At 68.7% G+C, this 22,078-nt stretch carries 16 protein-coding genes; all 16 read right to left on the bottom strand.

Going from position 1 to position 22,078, the window contains the following annotated elements:
- A complete protein-coding gene (locus tag D7V88_RS06910; protein ID WP_208726161.1) occupies window positions 1–3,876 on the bottom strand; it encodes a translocation/assembly module TamB domain-containing protein in 3,876 nt (1,291 codons plus the stop codon).
- Between the two features lie 49 nt (window positions 3,877–3,925).
- Window positions 3,926–4,867, bottom strand: a complete 942-nt coding sequence (locus D7V88_RS06905) for an ExeA family protein (RefSeq protein ID WP_120539805.1) — start codon at window positions 4,865–4,867, stop codon at window positions 3,926–3,928.
- Window positions 4,868–4,894: 27 nt separating this feature from the next.
- Window positions 4,895–8,038 carry a type IV pili formation protein SgmX gene (gene sgmX, locus D7V88_RS06900; protein WP_120539804.1) on the bottom strand — a complete coding sequence of 1,048 codons (3,144 nt, stop codon included), beginning with the start codon at window positions 8,036–8,038 and terminating at the stop codon, window positions 4,895–4,897.
- A gap of 192 nt (window positions 8,039–8,230) precedes the next feature.
- Window positions 8,231–9,616 carry an acetyl-CoA carboxylase biotin carboxylase subunit gene (accC, locus tag D7V88_RS06895; protein WP_120539803.1) on the bottom strand — a complete coding sequence of 462 codons (1,386 nt, stop codon included), beginning with the start codon at window positions 9,614–9,616 and terminating at the stop codon, window positions 8,231–8,233.
- Between the two features lie 72 nt (window positions 9,617–9,688).
- Complete coding sequence (gene accB, locus D7V88_RS06890; RefSeq protein WP_120539802.1) at window positions 9,689–10,273, bottom strand: acetyl-CoA carboxylase biotin carboxyl carrier protein; 585 nt, start codon at window positions 10,271–10,273, stop codon at window positions 9,689–9,691.
- 42 nt (window positions 10,274–10,315) lie between these two features.
- Window positions 10,316–10,897, bottom strand: a complete 582-nt coding sequence (gene efp / locus D7V88_RS06885) for an elongation factor P (RefSeq protein WP_120539801.1) — start codon at window positions 10,895–10,897, stop codon at window positions 10,316–10,318.
- A 140-nt stretch (window positions 10,898–11,037) separates the two neighbouring features.
- On the bottom strand, window positions 11,038–11,400 hold the full coding sequence (locus D7V88_RS06880; protein WP_120533513.1) for a roadblock/LC7 domain-containing protein: 363 nt from the start codon (window positions 11,398–11,400) through the stop codon (window positions 11,038–11,040).
- Between the two features lie 33 nt (window positions 11,401–11,433).
- Window positions 11,434–12,096, bottom strand: coding sequence for a hypothetical protein (locus tag D7V88_RS06875; RefSeq protein ID WP_147448640.1), 663 nt, complete (start codon window positions 12,094–12,096; stop codon window positions 11,434–11,436).
- Between the two features lie 32 nt (window positions 12,097–12,128).
- Entirely contained in the window at window positions 12,129–14,903 is a 2,775-nt protein-coding gene (locus D7V88_RS06870) for a type IV pilus secretin PilQ (RefSeq protein WP_120539799.1), read from the bottom strand.
- 54 nt (window positions 14,904–14,957) lie between these two features.
- Window positions 14,958–15,521: a pilus assembly protein PilP gene (locus D7V88_RS06865; protein WP_167509819.1), complete on the bottom strand. Its 564-nt coding sequence runs from the start codon at window positions 15,519–15,521 to the stop codon at window positions 14,958–14,960.
- A gap of 44 nt (window positions 15,522–15,565) precedes the next feature.
- The gene (locus tag D7V88_RS06860; RefSeq protein ID WP_120539797.1) at window positions 15,566–16,192 is read right to left on the bottom strand and encodes a type IV pilus inner membrane component PilO; all 627 of its coding nucleotides are present in this window, start codon (window positions 16,190–16,192) and stop codon (window positions 15,566–15,568) included.
- 24 nt (window positions 16,193–16,216) lie between these two features.
- Window positions 16,217–16,897, bottom strand: a complete 681-nt coding sequence (locus D7V88_RS06855; RefSeq protein ID WP_120539796.1) for a PilN domain-containing protein — start codon at window positions 16,895–16,897, stop codon at window positions 16,217–16,219.
- 29 nt (window positions 16,898–16,926) lie between these two features.
- Window positions 16,927–18,009: a type IV pilus assembly protein PilM gene (gene pilM / locus D7V88_RS06850; protein WP_120539795.1), complete on the bottom strand. Its 1,083-nt coding sequence runs from the start codon at window positions 18,007–18,009 to the stop codon at window positions 16,927–16,929.
- A 247-nt stretch (window positions 18,010–18,256) separates the two neighbouring features.
- Window positions 18,257–19,669 carry a sigma-54-dependent transcriptional regulator gene (locus D7V88_RS06845; protein ID WP_120539794.1) on the bottom strand — a complete coding sequence of 471 codons (1,413 nt, stop codon included), beginning with the start codon at window positions 19,667–19,669 and terminating at the stop codon, window positions 18,257–18,259.
- A 41-nt stretch (window positions 19,670–19,710) separates the two neighbouring features.
- Window positions 19,711–20,829 (bottom strand): sensor histidine kinase, encoded by a 1,119-nt coding sequence (locus D7V88_RS06840; protein WP_120539793.1) that lies wholly within the window; start codon window positions 20,827–20,829, stop codon window positions 19,711–19,713.
- Between the two features lie 22 nt (window positions 20,830–20,851).
- A complete protein-coding gene (locus tag D7V88_RS06835; protein WP_120539792.1) occupies window positions 20,852–21,895 on the bottom strand; it encodes a prepilin peptidase in 1,044 nt (347 codons plus the stop codon).
- Window positions 21,896–22,078: the final 183 nt, after the last annotated feature.

Below are 22,078 nucleotides of genomic sequence, written 5' to 3'. Positions count from 1 at the left end.
CTACTCGACCTCCCAGCCAAGCTTCAGCTCGAGCCCGAGGTTTCCGAACGACGCCTGGCTGTTCTCGTTGTCCCACTGGGCCTGTGCGGAAAGACGGTCGTCGAAGCGATACTCAGCGCGTGCCCGGGTACCACGCCCACTCACCGGTTGGGTCATCCCGATTTTAAGCTGCTCGGAGAGGAACTTCGACTCCAGTTGTGCGGTGGGTTCGGCCTGCCGGGTGGCGTCGTTGTAGGTGGTGGCGATCTGCAGGGACAAATCCCGGAGAACGGGGTTGCTGGGCAGGAAGCGTCGTACCTGCCGGTCCAGGCCGGAAACGTTGAACAACGCCTCCGCCGCCAGACCGTAGCTTGCCGACGCCGCCGTGTCCTTGTCCGCGCTCGTCACGCCCAGCGTCAAGAGCGACAGGATGTCGCCTTCGGTCAGCACCGGCTCCGACGACAGCACGATGAGGGGGTTGGCCGGCCGGCCGAACGCGTGCAGCTTCACCACGAACTCGCGCACCTGCGTCTGAGCCTGCACCTCGAACACCGGGTCGATGCCGGACGCGTCGCGGAACTCCAACTGCCCCTGCTCGATGGTGAAGAGGTTGTTGCGGAAGAACGCCTGACTGCCTTCCGCCGCCTCCACCCGGCCCAGGAGACCCGGCCGCACGTCGGTGCCGGTGAGCCGCACGTCGCCCAACAGCCGCGCCTTGGCCAGGTTGTTGTCCACGCGCACATCGCCGAAGTGCACGTTGACGTCCCAGGTGAAGAAGGCGTCCCGGGCGCGCTCGCCCCCGCCGCCCACCGCGAGCGAAGGCTTCTTCTGCATCGTCTTGAGCAGCGATTCGATGTCCAGCGGCTTCGAGTAGCGCAGCTTCACGATGTCCAGCCCACCCGTGACGGTGGGTCCGGTGGGCGGCCCCACCACCTGGAGCAGGCCGGACACGGTGAGCGGCAGGTCCTCCGTCATCCGGTACGGCACCGCGTCCAGTTGCAGCGTCAGCGCCAGCCGCTTGGGCACGAAGCGCTCCAGCCGGATGTCGCCGCGCGCGGACACCTGCCCTTCGTTCACCTGCGCCTGCAGGTGCTCCAGCAGCACGCGCTGGCCCGTCATCTCCAGGCGTCCGGACATGGCGCGCACGGTGAGCGGCATGTCGCGCATGGACATCCGCACGTCGGACAGCTCCGCGGTGCCCACCACCGACGGCGCGTCCAGCGTGCCGGTGGCCTCCGCGTCCACGCGAAGCTGGCCGCCCACGCGCTCCATGCCCGGCAGGAGCGGCTCCAGAAGCCGCACGTCCATGCGGCCCTCGCGCAAACTCATGTTCATCCGGGTCCGGCTCATCCAACCGCCCAGCGTCACGTCCACCGACGCGCCACTGAAGCGGAAGGGCTGCACGTCCAGTCGTCCCCCGGCGTAGGCCAGCACGATGGGCGCCTGGTTGCGCCCGCGCAGGTCGCCCCGGGCCAGCGTCAATTCCCGCAGCGTGGCCGCCACCTGGTACGCGTCCGGCTGCAACAGCGGGCCCTGCAACGTCACCCGCCCCGCGAGCATCCCGGTGACGCCCGCGAGCGCCTGCACCTGGGGCAGCAGCGGACGGATTTCGGGCAGCAGCAGCTCCAACGTGGACTCGAAGAGGTAGGGCTCCTTCACGGTCATGGACATGGAGCCCTGAGCGTCGCGGAACGGATGGCCGGTGATGCGCATCGCCTTGCCGTCCTGGTGCAGCGCCAGGTCCATGGCGCCCAGGTCGCGCGACGCGAAGGTGATGCGTGGGCCCTTCAGCGTGGCCCGGATGTCCGGCTTGTCCGCCGTGCCCGCCACGGTGCCCGCGAGCGCCAGCGTGCCCTGGATGCCCATCTCCTCCGCGGTCTCCGGGCCCACGGCCTCCGCGAGCGACAGGTTCTCTCCGCCGAAGCGGTAGTCCAGTCCGCCCGCGAAGGCGAAGGTGCCCTCCACCCAGGTGCGTCCCAGCCGGCCGTCCAGCACGGTGCGCTCCAGCACCATCTCCTTGCCGTCCACGAAGCGCAGCCGCGCGGCGCCCGCGCCCAGCCGGCGCCCCAGGTACGTGGTGTCCTTCAGGTCGAAGGCCACCAGCCCCTCCAGCTTCTCCAGCGGGCTGTCGATCTCCACGCGCCCGGATGCCGCGCCGCCGAACTGCCCCTGGATCACGGCGATGGAAGGACTCAGGCCCGCCACCAGGTCCACCAGGTCCTCGGTGCGTCCCTGCGGCACGTTCAGGTCCAGGCGCAGGTGCAGCAGCCGCGCGAACGTGAGCGCGCCCTTGCCGAAGTACTGCGTGCGTCCCTTCTGCCCGGTGAGCGACGGGAACGACAGCACGCCGTTGGAGTACGACAGCTTCCCCTGCGTCACCCCCAGGTTGAAGCCCCAGAAGACGAAGTCGCGCAGCGACAGCGACGCGTCCACCTTCACGTCGGCGAGCGGCCCCACGACGGAGTAGTTCACCGACCCGCGCCCGGCCCACGGCAGCTCCGCGATGTGGCCGAAGTCCGACAGCTCCACCTCGCCGTTGCCCTGGATGTCCAGGCCCCGCGCGGTGTCGAAGTAGAGCGTCACCTCGCCATGCACGCGCGACTTGCCCGACTCCACCGTGAGCCGGGAGAAGGACACGCGGTCGCCCTGGAGCTTCACGGTCGTCTGCGCGCGGCCCTTGTCGAAGGTGAGCAGCGTCTTGCCAGAGCGCACCGGCGCATCGAACGCGCGCGTGGCCAGGGTGAAGTGGCCGGTTCTCAGGTCCAGGGGCCCGGACAGAGAAGGCCGGGGCAGCAGCGTGCCGGTGAGGTGCGCGTTCGCGGACGCGGGGAAGTCCACCCAGGACCCGGCCACGCCCGCGCGCTCCAGGATGCGGCCGAACGACGCGTCCTCCGTCTGGAGCGTCAGCTCCACCGGCAGCTCCGGCGTGAGCTTGAGCGCGCCGGACAGCTTCACCTTGCCCCCACCCAGCGGGGCCTCCAGCGACTCCACGCGCACGCGGTCCCCCGCGTACGACAGGCGCGCGGTGAGGCTCAGTGGACCGTACTGCTCATAGGACAGGTTGCTCGCGGACACGTCCGCGCCCACCGCCAGCGCGGAGGGCTTCCCGGACAGCGACAGGCGCGTCCACAGATGCCCGGTGGCGGGCCGCGGCAGCAGCTTCGCTTGCGTCAGCGTGCGCAGCGGCAGGAACACCTGCGCGTCCAGCGCGAGCGTGGGATGGCACAGCGTCTCCACGCGGCCGGACACCGTGGCGGTGATGTCGTCGAGCGTCACCTCCGCGCGCTCCACGTCGAGCAGCCCTTCGTCCGGATCCAACGCGCCGGTGAAGGCCAACTGCCCCAGCGCCAGCTCGCCGCCGCCCGCGCCCAGACGCACCACGCCCCGCCGCGCGCCGACCTCCAGCTCCATCACGCCCCAGCGCTCCACCCACCCCACGTCGAGGTTCTCCACCTCCACGCTGCGGCCCTCGGGCAGCGCGAGCCGCACCTCCGCGCCGGTGATGCTCATGCGCCCCACGCCCACGCGCTCCAGCGGCGTGAGCGGGCACGTCCCGTCCGAAGCGGGCTTGTCGGGCGAAGGCTTCGAGAGATCCAACACCACGCGCGGATGGCGCACGCTCACGTGACCCAGCACGAAGCGGCGGGACAGGGGCGACAGGAAGCCCAGCCCCACCTCCGCCTCGTCCGCGGCGAACAGCGGCGTGTCCGAACCGGGCGCGAACACCGACACGCCGCGCAGCAGCACGCGCGAGCCCAGCGGATCCAACTCACACCGGCCAATGCCGACGTCCAGGCCCAGCACGTCCGGCAGGTGCCTGCGCGCCACCGTGCAGGCGGCGTCCCAGGTGAACGGCTGGCGCAACAGCAGGATGCTCCCCGACACCGCGAGGAGCATCAACAGCAGCGCCTTGCGCGCACCGTTGCGGCTGGGGGGAGACAAGCCCCTAGAGCTTACCGAGTCCCTCGAGGTAGCGGTCGATCTCCGCCAGATCGATTTTCGTGTTCGCCGTCCGGGGCAGCGACGAGGCAGGCACGCCTGGCCGCTCGCTCTCCTGGGAAGCAGCCGAGCCACCCTTCAGGCCCAGGTTCGTCCCGATGCGGTGCACGAGCTCCGCGTCGATGGACTCCTGCCGCGCGAGGAACGCCTCGAAGAGGGCGTTGTCGCACAGGGTGTTGATGACGCGCGGGGTACCACCGGAGTGCTCGTGCACGGCCAGCAGCGCCTCCGGCGTGAAGGGCATCCGCGGGCACCCGGCGAGCCGCAGCCGGTGCTTCACGTACGCCTCGGTGGACTCCGCCGTGAAGGGCTCCAGCTTGTAGCGGAGCGCCACACGCTGGGCGAGCGGCGGGTCCAGCTTCAGGTTCTTTTCAATCTCCGGCAGGCCGAAGAAGACGAAGGAGATGAGCTTGCGCTCGGGGACCTCCAGGTTCAGCAGCCCCCGGAACTCCTCCATGATCTCCCGCGTCTCCAGCATCTGCGCCTCGTCGATGAGGACGACGGCCTTCTTGCCGGACTCATAGATTTGCAGCAGCCGCTGGTAGAGCTGCGACAGCAGCGCCAGCTTCTCCTGCGCCGGATTCTCCACGCCCAGTTGGAGCGCGATGCGGCGCAGCAGCCACTGGGCGGTGATGCCCGAGTGGATGATGACCAGCAGCGCGGCCTCGTATTCGGACTCGGGCAGCGAGTCGAGCATGCGCCGGGCGAGCGTCGTCTTGCCCGCGCCGATGTCGCCCACGAGGATGGACAGGCCCTTCATGTAGCCCACGGCATGCATCAGCCGCGTGAGGGCCTGCGAGTGCTGCGCGGAGTTGTAATAGAAGCGGCTCACCGGAGCGTTGGAGAACGGCTCCTGGCTGAGTTCGAAGAAATCGAGGTAGGTCGTCATGGGCTCGCCGGTCCTCGCGGCTACGCGCTACACGTACCCTACCTTGCGGGCCTTCGGTGCGCCCGCGGCAGGAACCGGCGTCGGAGGGGCGGCGGGCGCCTTGGCTCCGGCCCGGGGAAGCGGGTCATCCTCGGGTGCGGTCACCGCCGACAGGCGCGTCACCTGCGACCCCACGTCGCGGTACTTCGCGTCCATGGCGGCCACGCGCTGGAAGTGGAAGAGCGCCTTGCCCGGCTCGTTGAGCGCGTCGTAGGCGCTCGCCAGCTCGAAGCCCAGGGCCTTGGCCACCTCACCCACCGCGAGCACGTTGGACAGGCCTTCCTTGAACACCTGGACGGATTCGTCCGGACGGCCGCGCAGCGTGTGGAGCATGCCAATCATCGTCAGGCAGTCCAGCTCGCGCTTCGTGCCCGCGCTGCCCTGGCGGGCCACTTCGAACTCGTGGACGGCGTCGTCCAGCAGGCCCATTTCCTTGTAGGCGATGCCCAGGTCGTAGTGCGTGTCCACGTCCTCGGGCTTCACCACCTTGGCGAGGCCCTTCTTGAACTCGGCGAAGACCTCGTCCACCGAGTACTGGAAGTCCTCGTCCGCCGGGGGCACCGCCGCCAGCGATTCGCCGCCCAGGTCGTCCAGCTCGCCGGCGAGCTGCGCCGCCAGGTCGAACGCGTCGCCACCGGACCCATCGTCGAGGGACGCCTCGGTCACCGGCTGCACGGAAGGCACCGACAGGGGCTCCGCCGGAGCCTCGTCCGCAGGGGCCGCGCCACCACCGGCCTCCGCCTCCTCCAGCCGCGCCATCAGCTCCCCGGCGCGCACGTGGCCCGGGAAGGCGATGGCGATGGTCTCCAGGATCTCCCGCGCCTCTTCGAGCAGCCCCTGGTCCAGGAAGAACGACGCCTCGTCGCACTCCTCGGCGGCGGGCTCCTCCTCCGGCTCCGCTTCGGGCTCCGGCTCATCCGCCAGCGCCTCGGGCTCCGGCTCGGGTTCCGCTTCCGGCTCGGGCTCCGGTTCGTCGTAGCCCGTCGTGTCCAGCGGCGCGAGCACGAGGTGCGCGGCGGTGGGCTCGTCGTCGTCGTCGCCCAGTTGCGAGCCCGCGTCGTAGGCGGCCGGGGGCGCGTATTCCTCCAGGCCCCCGTCGTCCAGCGCGGACGCATCCAGCGGCGCCAGCCCCACGCGGGTGGGCGCGTCGTCTTCCTCGCCCAGCGACCTGCCGGGGTCGGAGAACGCCATGTCCTCGTCGTCGAAGGTCGGGACCTGAAGGGTGTCCGGCGCGGCCTCGTTGAGCAGCGCGCGCGACGGGGAGTTCACGCGCGTGGGCGGCGGCTCGTCCTCATCACCCAGCGACATGCCGTCCGGGTCGTCCGCGAGCACCATGGGCTCGTCGCCGCCGGAGGTGTCGTCGAACGAATCCGCCGCGTACGACAGCGCGTCGTCCGGGCCCACCAGCGGTTCGTCCTCGTAGCCGGACTGGGAATCGCCCAGGCCCGGCTCGTCCGCCAGCACCAGCGCGTCGTCGTCCGAACCGACGACCAGGTCGTCCTGCGGCGGCAGGTCGTAGACGGCGTTCTCGGAGGAGCTGATGGGCTCCCCCATCACCGCTTCCTCGCCGCTCAACGTGGTCTCGGCGACCTCGTCGTCGACGATCTCATCCGAGTCCGTCCCGTGGCTCAGCGCCGCGAGCGCGAGCTCGTCACCCTCGGGCTGCGCGAGCGCGTCATCCGGAGGCTCCGCGACGAGGATCTCGTCGTCGTTGGAGTCCACCAGGATGGCGTCCTCTTCCAGCGACTCCACGCCCGGCGTGGCCACCGGCGCCACCACCCCACCCTCCGAGCGCAGCACGGACAGGAAGGCAGGCACCTCCGGATGCGCCGGATTCTCCTGGAGGATGGACGCCAGGTACGGCTGCGCGCGCTGCACATCCGCGCGGCGCGTGCACAGGCGCAGCACGTTGAGCAACTGCTCCGACGCCTGCGCGCCGTTATTGGCCGCCACGTAGATGTGGTACGCCTTTTCGTGGGCGTCCAGGTTCTCCGGATCCACCGCGAACACCTTGCGAAGGTGCTCGAGCGCTTTGTCGTGGAGCCCGTACTTCACGTAGACGTCGGTCTCCGTCAGCAGCTTCGCCAACTGCTCGCGGCTCATCCCCGCGGGAGCCGGCGCCATGGCGGCAGGCTGCGGCGCGGCGGGCGCGGGACGCGAAGGCTGCGCGGCGGCGGGCGCGTTCCACTGGGGCGCGGCGTCCTCCTGCGCGGCCATGGGCTCGGGCTCCGGCTCCGGTTCGTCGACGGGGCCCCGGCGCGCGAGCAGATCCGGATCCTGCGGATCCAGCAGCTCGATCTGCGTCCACACGCCATCGGACTCGGCGGTGCGGCCGCGCTCCTGGTGGATCTTCGCCAGTTCCTTGTAGACGGACACCGTCTTGGAGACCTGGCCCAGCCCCTGGAACGCTTGCGCCAGGAGCGTCAGCGTCTCCACGTCGCGGCCATCCGCCTTGAAGCAGACCTGGAGCTTGGCGAGCGCGCGCTTTTGATCGCCGCGCTGCAGGTACGACGCAGCCAGCTCCTTCGCCAGCGGCAGGTTCTCCGGCTCCAGCGCGGAGAGCCGCTCCGCGACGCGAAGCCAGTCGTCCGCGCGGCTGTTGCGCTTGAGGTACTCGGCGGCGCGCTTGAACTCCTGCGCCGCTTCCTTCGTCATGTTCTCGCGCGCGTACAGCTCCGCGAGCTTGATCTTCGACGCCACGTTCTCCGGGTCGAGATCCACCATCTTCTTGAGGGTGTCGAGGCTCGCCTTGGTGTCGCCGGCCTTGTCGTAGTGATTGGCGACGATCTGGAAGTACGCCATCGCCTCCGACATCAAGCCCAGCTGCTGGTGCAGCTCCGCCAGCTTGAGGTTCACCTCCAGCAGGTTCGGGTTGAGCTTGAGGACCTGCTTGTAGAGAGCGACGGCCTTGAGGAAGAAGCCGTCCGAGGAGTAGCTCTCCGCGACCTTGGTGAAGAAGTGCGCCGCCTGCGCGTTGTCATTCTTCTTCTGGTACAGCTCCCCCATCTTCTGGAGGACCCGGATGTCCTTCGGGTCGACCTCCAGGACCTTCTGGTACTCCTTGATGGCCTTGTCGTACGCGCCCTTCGCGACCAACTTCGCGGCGGCTTCGATGATCTTGTTCTTGTCCATCGAGCGCGCGCTTCCGACAGGCAGAAACCCCGAGGAACTTCGCGGGTTTCAGTCCTTCTCTGGGGGGGAGGTTCGGAGGCTAACGGAATCCTCCGACGCGGGTCAAGAAACTGCCTGCCATCCTCCCGGGGCGGATCACCCGCACGGACGGTCGTCCGCCCGGCGGGCTGCCCGGCAAGAGCCCTGCACGCGCTACGGCGTCTCCTCCACGGCCTTGCGCAGTCGCCGGGAACCCGTCTCGCTCGCTAACAGCCGCTCCACGAAGCGCGTGTCGTAGTTGCCCTCCTGGAAGGACTCCTCCGCCAGCGCGGCCCGGTGGAACGGGATGTTGGTGCGGATGCCTTCCACCACGTACTCGGAGAGCGCCCGCTGCATGCGGCGGATGGCCGTCTCGCGGTCCTCCGCGTGGACGATGAGCTTGGACAACAGGCTGTCGTAGTGCGGCAGCACCGTGTAGTTCTCGTACGCCGCCGAGTCCACCCGCACGCCGTAGCCACCCGGCACGCTGTAGCCCGTAATCTTGCCCGGCCAGGGCGCGAAGGTGACGGGGTCTTCCGCGTTCACCCGGCACTCGATGGCGTGCCCGCGAATCTGGATGTCCTCCTGCTTGAAGCGCAGGGGCTCACCGTAGGCCATGCGGATCTGCTCGCGCACCAGGTCCACGCCCATGACCAGCTCCGTCACGGGGTGCTCCACCTGGATGCGGGTGTTCATCTCCATGAAGTAGAACTGCCCGTGCTCGTCGAGCAGGTACTCGATGGTGCCCACGTTGTTGTAGCGCAGCTTCTTCATCGCGTTGACGGACACCTCGCCCATCTTCTGGCGAAGCTCCGGCGTGAGCGCGGGCGACGGGCACTCCTCGATGAGCTTCTGGTGCCGGCGCTGCACCGAACACTCGCGCTCATTGAGGTGGATGATGTTGCCGTGCTCGTCCGCGACGATTTGAATCTCGATGTGGCGGGGCTTCTCCACGTACCGCTCGATGTAGAGGTCGCCGTTGGAGAAGCTGGCCAGGGCCTCCGCCTGCGCGGTGGAGAACGCCTGCGCGAGCACGCCCGGCTCACGGACGATCTTCATGCCCTTGCCGCCGCCGCCCGCGGCCGCCTTGAGGATGACCGGGAAGCCAATCTCCTTCGCGAACGCCTCCGCCTCGCGCGGGTCCTTCACCACGCCGGGGCTGCCAGGGAGCAGCGGCATGCCGGCCTCCCGGGCCGCGCGGCGCGCACTCACCTTGTTGCCCATCAGCCGGAGCATCTCCGGACGCGGACCGATGAAGCGGATCTTGCAGTTCTCGCAGACCTCCGCGAACTCGGCGTTCTCCGACAGGAAGCCGTAGCCCGGGTGGATGGCGTCCGCGCGGGTGATCTCCGCCGCGGAGAGCAACTGCGGCACGTTGAGGTAGCTCTCCTTGGACGGAGGCGGCCCGATGCAGACCGCTTCGTCCGCGAAGCGCACGTGCAATGCGTTGGCGTCGGCGGTGGAGTGCACCGCCACGGTGGCGATGCCCAGCTCACGGCATGCGCGGATGACCCGCAGGGCAATTTCCCCGCGGTTGGCGACCAGTACCTTCTTGAACACGTCCGTGCTCCTTGAGAGGGCCTGGGGCGCATCCGGCCCCAGTGCGGGCCGGACGCGCCTTGAACAACGGACTCAGGCCGGCTCGATGCGGAACAGCGCCTGGCCGAACTCCACCGGGCGACCGTTCTCCACGAGGACCTCGGCGATCCTGCCGGAGACCTCGGATTCGATTTCGTTCATCAACTTCATCGCTTCGACAATGCAGAGCACCTGCCCCTTGCGCACCACCGAACCCACGTCGACGAACGCGGGCTGGTCCGGCGCGGGGGTCCGGTAGAACGTCCCCACGAAGGGGCTGGTCACCTGGTGACCCGGCTTCTCCGCCGGCTTCTCCGGGGCCACCGGAGCAAGCGACGCGGACGCGGTGGGAGCGGCCGCACGAGGCGCGGGCGCGGCGTATTCCACCGGCGGCGACACCGTCACCCCGGAACCCGGGGCGTTGGTGTGGTGCACGATGGTCGTCTCCGGCGCGTGACCGCGGCGGATGTAGAGCTTCTCCGGGCCTCGCGTCCACACCAGCCGGGTGACGTCCGAGGCCTCCAGGATCTCCACGATCTGCCGCAGGGCCTCCACGTCCAGGGACGTGGTGCTCGCGTCACGCCCGGATGCCGCGCTCGCGGGCGTGGCCGGCCGGGTTGCCTTGCGCTTCGTTGCCATTCCAGACCCCTCCGGGAGTCGCCAGGTGAAGACGGACGGTGACTAGCCCGCCGTGGACACGCGGGTGAGGTACTTGCCACCTTCGCGCGTGTCGATCTTCAGCACGTCGCCCTCGTTGATGAACAGGGGCACGTTGACGACGAAGCCCGTCTCCATCGTGGCGGGCTTCATCGCGCCGGACACCGTGTCGCCGCGCACGCCCGGATCGCACTTGGTGACCTTGAGGTCCACCGAGTTCGGCAGCCCCACGGAGATGGCCTTGCCGTTGAAGTAGAGCACCTCGACCTGGGTGTTCTCCTTCAGGAAGTTCTTCGACTCCCCGAGCACCTTCTCCGTGATGAAGGTCTGCTCGAAGGTCTTCTTCTCCATGAAGTAGTACTCGTCGCCCGACGAGTAGAGATACTCCATGTCCTTCTGCTCGATGTCGGGCAGGCCCACCTTGTCGCCGGACTTCATGGTGGGCTCCAGCATGCGACCAGAGATCAGGCTGCGGATCTTGGTCCGCACGAACGCGGAACCCTTGCCCGGCTTCACGTGCTGGAAGTACTCGATCACGAACGGCTCGCCGTCGATCTCGATCTTCAAACCATTGCGGAACTCGGACGTATCGACAAAACCGGCCATGGGGACCGACTCCTTCGGACAGGCAAAAACGATGAAAAGTCCGGGGTGTCTAGCCCATGCCCTGGGTCCTGCAAAGGGGAAAGCAGCGGCACGGTGCGTCGCCGGGCAGGCAGGACAACCCCTGCCCGGACGACTGCCCGCTACAGCTCCGCCTTCACATTCGGCGCCGTCACACGCAGGACGTAGCGACCCTTGCCGAAGTTGCCGTCCGCGCGCAGCGCCAGCACCAGGAAGTAGTCCGGTGTCAGCAGGCGCATCACGGTGAGGACCTTCTCGCTGTTGACGCTCACTTCCGTCACCGTGCCCGTCTTGAGGGACTCGGCGGCGTTCTTCAGCTGCGTCAGCAGGTTGGCGTACTCCACCCAGGTGCCCGTGACGTCCAGCTCCGCGGCCTCGTCCTTCTGGAACGTGTCCACGGAGATGCCGTCGAAGCCCATCACGCTGCACGCGAGGGCTCCGTCCACCTGGTTCACCACCGATTCAAGGTGCGTGCGAAAGGACATGGTCATCCCAGGCGGGCGGCGGGCGCCCGCGGGTCAGAGGGTACAGGAGGGGTAGTTGCCGTCCTGCCCACCGGTGGAGTTGCACGGCGCCACGGCATCCGGGACCTCATCCGGCCCGCAGACGGGGATGGGGCGGGTCGCGTTGAAGGCGTCGAACGTGTAGACGTACTCGTTGGACTCGAACGAACCGCTCCCGGAGGCGAACTTGCCCGTGAGCTTCACCGTCACGATCACCTGCACCGGATCCGATCCCGGGGGCACGTTGTCCAGCAGGGCCTCCGCGGACTCCCGGGTCAGCAGGTTGATGAGCAACTTGTTCTGCTCGGAGCCCGGATTCAGGCTGCCCGTGTAGTTGATGGTCTGGTCGGGGATCCGGACGTTCGGCGTCGTCTCATACGACAGCTCCACCTTCTCCACGAGGACGGTGGCCTGTCCCCCCGTCCCCGGTTCGGGATCCAGGGGAACGCCGTTCACCTCCAGCGGGGTGTTGACGTAGCTGGAGTTGACGAAGAGCCCCAACAGATAGCTCCGGCCGTAGGCGAGGTTGAGCGACCCGGCCGCGCTTCCGGCCGCTTCGGCGTCCAGCCCGCATTCCGCGGTCGGGACCTGGGCCGAAAGGATTTGAACGACCGGCGGGCTTTCGGAGCACCCGCACAGGCCCAGCGCCAGGGACGCCGCGACGAACAATGGCTTCATTGGAATGAGTCTCCCAATCAGGCGGCAGGCCCCTAGAGGCTCTGCGCGATGGTCTGCCGGTTGAGGATGCGGGGCGTGATGAAGATGAGCAATTCCTGGCGCTCGTCGGTTTCCGAGGTGCTCCTGAAGAAGAAGCCCAGCACGGGGATCCTCGACAGGAAGGGCACCGAGTCCTTGGAGGTGCTGCCCCGGCGCACGTAGATGCCACCGATGACGGTGGTATCCCCGTCCTTCACCAGGACCTGCGTGTTGGCCTCCTTGCGCTGGATGGACGGCTGACCGTTGGCGCCCGTGTTGGACGGGTCCGGCTGGTTGTTCTGCGCCTGGATGGACATCAGGATGCTGCCGTCCTGGGTGATGTGCGGCGTGACTTCCAGGGACAGACGCGCTTCGACGAAGGTCGTGTTCACACCGCTCGCCGACGTCTGGCTGAACGGGATGGACAGACCCTGGCTGATGCGGGCCGTGTTGTTGTCCAGCGTCGTGACCTTGGGCGACGAGATGGTCTTCACAGCGCCCTCGGACTCCGCCGCCGACAGGCGCAGGTTGAGCTGGAGCGCGCCGCCCGCGGAACCGAAGGCGAAGCCCATGGCACCACCGATGCCCTGGCCCACGGCCGCCGGCAGGTTCACCGCGAAGTTGGGCGCCGTCGGGACACCCGGGGCCGTGCCCGGAGCGCCGCCCGTCACGCCCACCGTGCTGGGGAAGATGAGGCCGGTGGGGTTGCCGGTCGCCGGCGACAGACGCGCCTGACCGCCCCACTGCACGCCCAGGTTGCGGCTGAAGGTGGTGCTCGCCTCCACGATGCGGCTCTCGATGAGGACCTGCGGCGTCTGCGTGTCCAGGCTGCGCACCAGGGCGCGCGCCTTCTCCGTGTTGGAGCGGATGTCCTTGATGATGAGCACGTTGGTGCGAACGTCCACCGACACCGAGCCACGGTCGCTGAGCACATCCTTGACCCGCGACGACATGTCACCGGCCACCGCGTAGTTCACCGGCACCAGGCTGACCAGCAGGTCCTCCTGCTGCTGCAGGGACTTCTTGCGCTCCTGGCGCAGCCGCGCCTCCTCTTCCAGCGTCTTCAGGGGCGCGATGCGGATGATGTTGCCCACCTGCTCCTGGCCCAACTGCTTGGTGCGCAGGATGAGGTCCAGCGCCTGGTCCCAGGGCACATTGCGCAGGCGGATGGTCACGCGGCCCGACACGTCGTCGGCCACCACGATGTTGCGCTTGGAGATCTCCGCGATGACGCGCAGCAGGTTCTGGATCTCGATGTCCTTGAACTCGAAGGACACGCGCTTGCCACGGTAGCGCGCCTGCTGGGGGGCGCCCTCCGCCGCGTACGCCGGCGCCTCGGCCGTGAAGCCGGCGGTGCGCTGGGTGACGGCCACCTCCTCCGTCTTCACGCCCTGCACATCCAGCCGCCAGCTCAGGGTGTTGGCGCCCTGGGTGACGTTCTCCTCGATGGCGCCGTCGGCGGCGACCACCACGCGCACCTTGCGGCCCTCACCGGGGACGCTGAAGGCGCTGATCATCTTCACCGGCGTGTCCAGCGCGCTGGTGTCCAGGCTGCGCTCCAGCTTCTTGGGCAGCCGCGCGTTGTCCAGCGTCAGCACCGCGCTGCGCGGATCCGGGCGGTCCACCTTCCACGTCGTCGCGCCGGACAGCTTCAGTTGCACGCGGCCACCGGAGGCGCTCTCGTCGAAGGACAGGTCCTTGACCTCCACCGCCTGGGGCTGCGGGGCCGCCTGGGCCACGACGGCCGGCGTGGACTTCGGCGCCTCCACGGGCAGGGGCTGCGGGCGCAGGGGTTCGGTCTCCGCCACCGCGTCGCGGGGCGTGGAAGGCTTCGGCTTGCGCGCCACCGCGGAGCCCAGCACCACCTCCAGGCCGCGCTCGGAGCGGTCCACGCGGTAGGCGGGCATGTCGCCCTTGGCCACCAGGACCAGGCGGACCTTGTCCTCATGGGCGCCCACGCGCACGTCCTTGAGCAGGTTGCCCTTCACCTTGGGCGCCTTCGCGCTCAGGCCCACGCCGTAGACATCCACGGCGAGGCGGGGGGGATCCACCAGCTCCAGGACCTCGTAGCGCGCGATGTCGCCATCAGCGCCCACGCGCAGCGCGTCGCCGTCCAGGGACAGCCGGGTGATGCGCTGGGCCGGGTGGGCCACCTCGCGCTCATCCGCCTCCGTGGCGACCACGTTCTCGCGACCCGGCGTCTGGGACGGAGCGGCCTTGGCGGCAGCGCCCTCCTCCGGCACCACGGCCACCATCGCCTCCACGACGGGCGCTGGCGCGGCCTTCACGGGAGCGGGCTTCGGCGCGGCGGCGACAGCCACCGGTTCGGCCTGCTTCGCAGCCACGGGCGCCTGGGCGGTCACGGTGGCGGGGGCCACCGACGAACCGTCCACGGAGATGACGACGCGGTTGCCCTCGGCGCGCACGTCGTACTGGGAGGCCTGGTCGAGCGCCACCAGCACACGGCCCACACTGGCGCGTGCGTCGGAGAACTGGGCGGCCACCACGCCGGACACCGGACCGGTGCCGTCATGATGTCCCTTGATGCCCGTGGCATCCGCGGACGACAGGTCCACCACCAGCCGCTCCGGCCCACTGAGCCGGAAGACGGTGAAGGTAGGCGGCCGGGTCCCGGTCACCACGACCTGGGCACCCGCCCCTGTCCGCGACACCTGCAGGTCGCGCAGCGTATTCAGATCCGCGCCATACACATTGGCGCTTGCCAGGACGACCGCCCATGCGGTCGCCATGAACCACTTGCCCCTCGTCACAGCGCTCTGCTCGAGCATGCGTCCCCTCAACAAGTTGGTGCGGGCGACTGCCCGCGGGCGCGCCGTGGGGCGCTACTCCCAGTTCTTGCCCGTCATCAGGTTGTAGGCGGGGTCTTTTACGCCATCTGCCTTGAGGTGCAGGCTCACCGGATTGCTGATGAGCTCGCCCTTGGCACCCGTGAAGACCTCGGTGACGGTGACCGAGTCCCGGAGGATCTGGGTCACCTTACCGCCCTGGCGCCCCACCCGGGTGTTACGCCGGACGATATGGCCCCGGCCCAGCGGATCCTCCACCATCGCCAGCGGACTGGCGTCCCCCGTCACGACCGCCACCAGCTTGAGCTGGTCGAGGTCGAACACGCACAGGGGCTCGTTGCAGGCGCGCTCCGGTGCATCGCGCGCCACCGGTCCCAGCTCCTCCAGCGGACTCCGGAACGGATCCCGCTTGCCCACGGGACTGTAGGTGTAGACGAATCCTGGCACCGTCAACACCTCGGCCTTCGCCATCACCGGCGCCACGGCGGGGGCCGCGGCCTTGGGTTTGGCGGGAGGCTTGCTGGCCGGAGGCGTCTCCCCACAGGCAGACAAGGTCAGCACCAGCACCGCAGCAGTCATCGTGGACTTGAACGTCTTCATCCGCGTCATCCCTTGTCGCCCCAGTTGCCGGGCGGATCAAGTTTCTAGTTTTTCTTCTTCTCGACGGGCTTCTTCGGGTCGGCGGCGACGGCGGGCTTCGTTTCGACGAACCGGAACGTCGTCGCCAGGAAGCTGCTCTGGAGGACCACCTTCTCGTTCTTCAGGGCCGCGCCATCGAGCTTGATGTTGTTGACGTTCACGATGCGGCGCATGTTCGCCATCTCCTGCAGGAACATGGCGATCTCGTGGTAGTTGCCGCTCACCGTCATCTTGATGGGGATGCGCGCGAAGAACTCGCCGCCGCTGACGTACTCCTTGTCAGGCTCCACGCGGGCGATCTCCAGGCCGGACTTCTTGCCGATGTCGTTGATCTGCGCGAGCAGCTCTTCCATGTCGCGCCGCTCCGGCAGCTCCGTGAGGGCCTCCGCCAGCTTCTGCTCCAGCACGTCCATCTCGCGACGGCGCTCGTTGAGGTTCTGGGCGATCTCGCTCTTCTCCGCGAGCTCCAGGTCCAACTTGCGCCGCTCCGCCGCCCGGGCGGTGATGGCCTCTTCCGTGGGCTGGATGGCGAGGAAGAAGTTGGCGACGGTCAGGATGACGACGAGTGCCGCGAGTCCGCCGAACTTCACCGCCGGCGGGGCCTTCGCGAGCTGATCCAGGTATTTGTCCATGACGTGGGGGTCCTTCGCCGCCTGCTAGATGGCGTAGTTGGCGGTGAGGGTGAGCTTGAAGTCGACCAGCGTGGGCGACCCGGCCGCATTGGCCTTGGTCTGCACCGCGTTGGTCAGTTCGATGTTCTTGAAGAAGGGCCGGATGTCGCCCACGGGGAACTCCTCCACGGAGGCGGTCTCCGTGTTGAAGAGCTCCACGCGGGTCGTCTTCGCGTCGCGGCGCTGCTCCACCAGGCGCCCCATGCCCTTGGGCGTCCACACCATGCCGCCCAGGCCGCGCATCAGTTCGGCGACCTCGTCGTGGCTGACGGCCGAACCGTTGATGGTGACGTTGTTGGACGCCTCCACGAAGTTCTTGAGCCAGACCTTCTTGGGGAGGGCGGACGACAGCGCGTCCAGCATGCGCACCGGCCCGTTGCGCCCCTTGCGCAGCGTGTCCAGCACGGCCAGCTTCTTCTCCACCTCGGTCTTGCGGGTGTTGATGTTGGTCACCTCGCCGATGACCTTCTCCAGCTCCGCGATCTTCGCCTTCGTCTGGGCGATGCCCTGCTTGGCACGCGTCAGGTCGCCATCGCGATCCGCGTACCAGAAGTAGTTGCCCACCACCGCGGCGATCAGGACCGCGGCGTAGACGACCAGCACCTGCTGGCCCATCTCGCGCTTCTTCACCGCCCGGACGGGCAGCAGATTGATTCGAATCATCATGTGCGTCATCTCCTCGCGGCCAGAGCGGTTCAGCCCAGCTTGTCGCCCGGGCGCCGGAGCGCCAGTCCCACTGCCACCGCGGCCATGGGTGCCACGTCCATGATGAACGCGGGGTCGAACTTGCGGTTGTCCACTTCAATCTTCCGGAACGGGTTGAGGATCTCCACCGGCACGCCGGTCCGCGCCTCGATGGTCTTGAACAGGGCGGGAATCTTCGCGGTGCCGCCGGACAGGTAGACCTTGGTGAAGTTCGAGTCGGCGGCGGTGCCCGCGTAGAAGTCCAGCGAGCGCTGGATTTCGCCGGCCACCTGCTCCGCCACGCTGGAGAGCACCCGCTCCACGTCCTGGGGCACCACGGCGTCCGCGTCCGCGCGGTTGCCGCCGATCTTCAGCGCTTCGGCCTCCTCGTAGGAGACGTTGAGCTGCTTCTGGATCTCTTCGGTGAACTGGTTGCCACCGATGGTCACGTCGCGGGTGAACACCGTCACGCCGTTGGCGATGATGTTGATGTTCACCACGGAGGCGCCGGCGTTGATGAGGACGACGGTCTCCTTCTCCGGCAGCTCGTAGTTCGTGGAGAACATGTTCTGGACGGCGAACGCGTCCACGTCCACCACCACCGGCGACAGCCCCGCTTCGGAGACCACGGTGGTGTAGTCGTTGATCATGTCCTTCTTGGCGGCCACCAGCAGCACGTCCATCTGACCGGTGGCGTCGTTGCCGCCGCCGTCGAGGATCTGCGTGTCGATGTTCACGTCCTTCACGTCGAAGGGGATGTACTGCTCCGCCTCCCACTGGATGCTCTCCTCGAGCTCTTCCTGGCTCATGCGGGGCATCTGGATCTTCTTGATGATGACCGAGTGGCCGGACACGCCGATGGCGACGTCCTTGCCCTTCACCTTCAGCTCCGCCATCAGCTCCTGCACGGCCTGCACGATGGCCGTGGAGTTCATCAGGGCACCGTCGACGATGGCTTCAGGAGGCAGCGGTTTCATTCCGAAGCTTTGCAGGGCGTAGCCCACTTCACCGCGCTTGCGCTGCTCCTTGAGCATGATCATCTTGATCGACGTCGACCCGATATCCAGCCCAAGTGCCAGTTTGCCCTTCGCCATGCGTAACTCCATCGGAGAGGTGGCCAGCGTAGCACCGGCTTGATACCCCTCCTAAAAAGTGCTTGGCGCCCGGCCGCCCATCGGACGGGGGAGCGCCGCAAAGACCGACGACAGCCGCTCGCCCCCTGACGTACCGCCGCGGAGGCCCGATTTTCCGGCCCCAGCCGCGTTCCGTCAAATGGCCGCGGATGATTCCTGCCAGGTCGGGTCGCCAGGCGACCCTCTCCCCTGCCCTTGGGTCCCTCCTTCAGCCCCGGAGCGCCTCCGCGTCGGGATCAATGCCGTACTCCTTGATCTTGTACAGAAGGGCGCGGTGGCTGATGTCCAGGACCTCCGCCGCCCGGGTGCGATTGCCCTTCGTACGACGAAGCGCTGCCCGGATGTAGGACTCCTCCATCTCCCGGATGGCTCGCTTGAGCGACAGGTCGCCTGCGGCCTGTAGCGGCGGCGCCGTCCCGGCGGACGCGGGTGCGGAAGCCGCCCACAACTTCTCCGGCAGGCTGCCGGGCGCGATCAGGATGCCCTCTTCCAGCAGCACCGCGCGCTCCATGGCGTTCTCCAGTTCGCGCACGTTGCCCGGCCAGGCGTAAGCCGTCAGCAGGGCCTCCGCCTCCGGGGTGAAGCCCTGCACCGGCGGGTCCCGGTTGAGCTCGCGGTTGAAGCGACCCAGGAAGGAGCGGGCGAGCAGCGGGATGTCCTCGCGGCGCTCGCGCAGGGGCGGCAGGGCGAGGTTCACGACGTTGAGCCGGTAGTAGAGGTCCTCGCGGAATTCGCCCTTCTCCACCAGCCGGCCCAGGTCGCGCAGCGTGGCGGCCACCACGCGCACGTCCACGCGCTCCACGCGGCTTTCGCCCACCGGGCGGATCTCCCCCTCCTGCAACACGCGCAAGAGCTTCACCTGCGCGCCCAGGGGAAGTTCGCCCACCTCGTCGAGGAAGAGCGTGCCTCCGTCGGCCTCCGCGAACAGGCCCCGGCGGGCGGTGCGCGCGTCGGTGAAGGCGCCCTTCGCGTGGCCGAACAGCTCGCTCTCCAGGAGGCCGTGGGGGATGGCGCCGCAGTTGACGGCCACGAAGGCCATGGCGGAGCGGCGGCTCTTGCCGTGCAGTTCGCGGGCGATGAGCTCCTTGCCGGTGCCGCTCTCCCCGGAGATGAGCACGGTGGTGTCCACCGGGGCCACGCGCGCCACCTGCTTGAGCACCGCCTGGAGCGCGGCGCTCTCCCCCAGGATGTGGCCCAGGGACGCGCCGGGCAGGTGGGCCTCGTGCAGGCGCCGGTTCTCCCGCAGCAGCCGTTCGCGCTCCTCGGCCTTGCGCAGGACGAAGACGATCTCCTCCGGCTTGAAGGGCTTCTGGACGTAGTCGTACGCCCCCGCCTGCACCGCCTCCAGCGCCTGCTCCTGGGAGCCGTAGGCGCTCATCACCACCACGGTGAGGCCCGGCTGGTCGGCGAGCGCCGAGCGCAGCACCGACAGCCCGTCGCGCTTCGGCATGCGCACGTCGCACAACAGGACGTCGTAGGGGCGCGCGGACAGCTCGCGCAGGGCCTCTTCGCCGTCGGCGACGGCGCGCACCTCGTAGCCCTTGTCGGTGAGCACCAGGGTGAGGATGTGGCGGATGGACGGCTCGTCGTCGGCGACGAGAACGGTGCGGAAGAGGGACATGGGCTTGGGCGCATCATACGCCCCGCCCGCCCCGGCGCGTATCAGACGGCGGGAAGCGACAGCCGGAAGCGGGCGCCGCCCCCCTCGCCGTCGCGGGCCTCCAGCCGTCCGCCCATGCCCTGCGCCAGATTCAGCGATACCGCGAGCCCCAGGCCCGTGCCCTGCCGGCCCTTGGTGGTGAAGAACGGTTCGAAGAGGTGCGCGCGCACCTCCGGCGACAGGCCCGGGCCACTGTCCTCCACCTCCACGAACAGGAGCGCGTCCTCGCGCCGGGTGGAGATGCGCACCTGTCCCTGCCCGCCCATGGCCTGCGCGGCGTTGAGCATCAGGTTGATGAGGATCTGCGACAGGGGCCCTGGATCCGCGCGCGCCAGCAGGCCGGGCGTCAGCTCCAGCGTCACGTCCACGCGATCCAGCTCCGGTCCGGCACGCACCAGGCGCACGCACGTCTCCACCACCTGCCCCACGTCCACCGGCACGGGCTGCGCGCTGCCGGGGCGCCCCAGGTCCAGCAGGCCCCGCACGATGCGGTCGATGCGCAGCACCTCGTGGTCGATGCGCTCCAGGAAGTCCTTCACCTCCGGCCCTTCCGCCTTCATCCGCGCCAGGGAGAGGTAGCCCAGGATGCCCGCCAGCGGATTGCCCACCTCGTGCGCCACGCCCGCGGCCAGCTTTCCCACGGTGGCCAGCCGCTCCGACGCGACCAGCTCCGTCTGCGCCCGCGCGAGCCGCGAGTTCGCCTCGCGCAGCGCCTCCAGTTGGGAGCGCGTGAGGGCCTGCTCCTGGCGCAGCGCCTCCGCCATGCGCTGCAGCGCCCGCTGGATGCGCGACAGGAGCGGTCCGCCCTGCCCCGCAAGTGGCACGTCCAGTTGCAGGCGGCCCAGTTGCTCCACGGCGGCTTCGGTGGCGCGCAGCGGACGGCCCACCGTGAGATCCAACACCACGTAGGCCAGCACCGTCAGCACCACCAGGTCCAGCCCCAGCGCCAGGGGCAGGAAGGTGCGGATGCGCGTAAGCCCCTCCGCCTCCGGCGTCCCGGGCTCCGCCAGCCGCCGCGCCACGTCCAGCAGGCGGATCAACACCGGTTGCAGCGTGAGCCAGGACAGGCCCGTGGACAGCGAGCCCAGCAGGAAGGCCACGCTCGCGATGCGCCACTTCATCCGCGCACCGGCGGAATGCCCCTCACTGCGTCCCCCCGAGCATCAGCGCCACCTCCAGCGGCAGCACGCGGGCAATCCAGGGCCCCAGCAACATCACCTCCAGCCCCGCCAGCGCCAGCCACGGGCCGAACGGGATGTTGGTGGGACCGGGCACCCATTCCTCTTCTTCCCCCGTCTCGTCCAGGGGCGCGTCCGGGATGGGCTGGAAGAGCAGGCACGGAATCACCAGCGCCACGCGCTTCCACCAGGGCATGCCGGGCTTCGTGAACTCCCACGTCATCGTGGACTCGGGCTCCTCCGCATCCTCTGAAGGAGGCGCCTTGGACGGATCCGCCTTCTCCTCCTCCGCGCCACCGGGGCCCGCCCGACCCGTGACGGCGAGCAGCACCACGCCGACGACGGCGCCCTGGAACGACGAGAAGAAGAGGATGCCGAGCAGCGACTGCCAGCCCAGGAACGCACCCAGCAGCGCGACGAGGAACTTGTCCCCACCGCCCAGCGCCTCCTTCTTGAAGGCCTTCCAGCCCACGTATTCCATGAAGCGGAAGGTGAGGAAGCCCACCGACGCGCCCACCACCGCGCGGACCACCGCGTCCTGGCCCACGGGAATCGCCAGCAGGACGCCCGCCACGATGCCCGGCACCGTGAGCGAGAACGGGAGGATCCAATGCTCCAGATCAATGAAGGTGAGCGGCACCAGCAGACAGACGAGCACCAGCGCGGGCACGAGCGGATACGTCCAGTCGAAGCGCTTGAGGCACGCGAGGAACAACAGCCCCGTGAGCAACTCCACCAGGACGTAGCGCGGTGAGATGGGCATGCCGCAGCCGCGGCACTTGCCCCGCAGGCCCAGCCACGACAGCACCGGGATGTTCTCGTACCAGGACAGCACGTGCCCGCACTTGGGGCAGCGCGAACCCGGCCGCACGATGCTCAGCCCTTCCGGCACGCGCGCGATGACGACGTTGAGGAAGGAGCCGAAGCACAGGCCCAGGAAGAACAGGAAGAGGATGAAGAGGGGCTCGGCCCAGCCCGGCGCGTAGGTGAACGTCACGGAGCCGGGCATCCTACAAGCCGCTCCAGTCACTGGCGACTTCGTGGCGGACGACGAAAACCGTCAGCGTCAGTGACAAAAATTGGCAGGCCAGCAGGCGTGCCGCACCTGAGGTGGGCTGCCCTTTGAGGGAATCCAAGCGGTTGGCCGAATTGTTCGCGGTGGCACTCTTCGTGCTAAGACTTCTCCCGTCGT

The sequence above is a fragment of the Corallococcus terminator genome (assembly GCF_003611635.1).
GTDB classification, from domain to species: domain Bacteria; phylum Myxococcota; class Myxococcia; order Myxococcales; family Myxococcaceae; genus Corallococcus; species Corallococcus terminator.
The sequence above is the reverse complement of the archived record's forward strand: the minus strand, read 5'-3'. Positions and strand labels throughout refer to the sequence as shown.

Bases quoted from the DNA above. Each gene is read 5' to 3' on its own strand.
- D7V88_RS06910 (WP_208726161.1), bottom strand. From the start codon at position 3,876: ATGCTCCTCGCGGTGTCGGGGAGCATCCTGCTGTTGCGCCAGCCGTTC.
- D7V88_RS06905 (WP_120539805.1), bottom strand. From the start codon at position 4,867: ATGACGACCTACCTCGATTTCTTCGAACTCAGCCAGGAGCCGTTCTCC.
- sgmX (WP_120539804.1), bottom strand. From the start codon at position 8,038: ATGGACAAGAACAAGATCATCGAAGCCGCCGCGAAGTTGGTCGCGAAG.
- accB (WP_120539802.1), bottom strand. From the start codon at position 10,273: ATGGCAACGAAGCGCAAGGCAACCCGGCCGGCCACGCCCGCGAGCGCG.
- efp (WP_120539801.1), bottom strand. From the start codon at position 10,897: ATGGCCGGTTTTGTCGATACGTCCGAGTTCCGCAATGGTTTGAAGATC.
- D7V88_RS06880 (WP_120533513.1), bottom strand. From the start codon at position 11,400: ATGTCCTTTCGCACGCACCTTGAATCGGTGGTGAACCAGGTGGACGGA.
- D7V88_RS06875 (WP_147448640.1), bottom strand. From the start codon at position 12,096: ATGAAGCCATTGTTCGTCGCGGCGTCCCTGGCGCTGGGCCTGTGCGGG.
- D7V88_RS06870 (WP_120539799.1), bottom strand. From the start codon at position 14,903: ATGCTCGAGCAGAGCGCTGTGACGAGGGGCAAGTGGTTCATGGCGACC.
- D7V88_RS06865 (WP_167509819.1), bottom strand. From the start codon at position 15,521: ATGAAGACGTTCAAGTCCACGATGACTGCTGCGGTGCTGGTGCTGACC.
- D7V88_RS06860 (WP_120539797.1), bottom strand. From the start codon at position 16,192: ATGGACAAATACCTGGATCAGCTCGCGAAGGCCCCGCCGGCGGTGAAG.
- D7V88_RS06855 (WP_120539796.1), bottom strand. From the start codon at position 16,897: ATGATGATTCGAATCAATCTGCTGCCCGTCCGGGCGGTGAAGAAGCGC.
- pilM (WP_120539795.1), bottom strand. From the start codon at position 18,009: ATGGCGAAGGGCAAACTGGCACTTGGGCTGGATATCGGGTCGACGTCG.
- D7V88_RS06845 (WP_120539794.1), bottom strand. From the start codon at position 19,669: ATGTCCCTCTTCCGCACCGTTCTCGTCGCCGACGACGAGCCGTCCATC.
- D7V88_RS06840 (WP_120539793.1), bottom strand. From the start codon at position 20,829: ATGAAGTGGCGCATCGCGAGCGTGGCCTTCCTGCTGGGCTCGCTGTCC.
- D7V88_RS06835 (WP_120539792.1), bottom strand. From the start codon at position 21,895: ATGCCCGGCTCCGTGACGTTCACCTACGCGCCGGGCTGGGCCGAGCCC.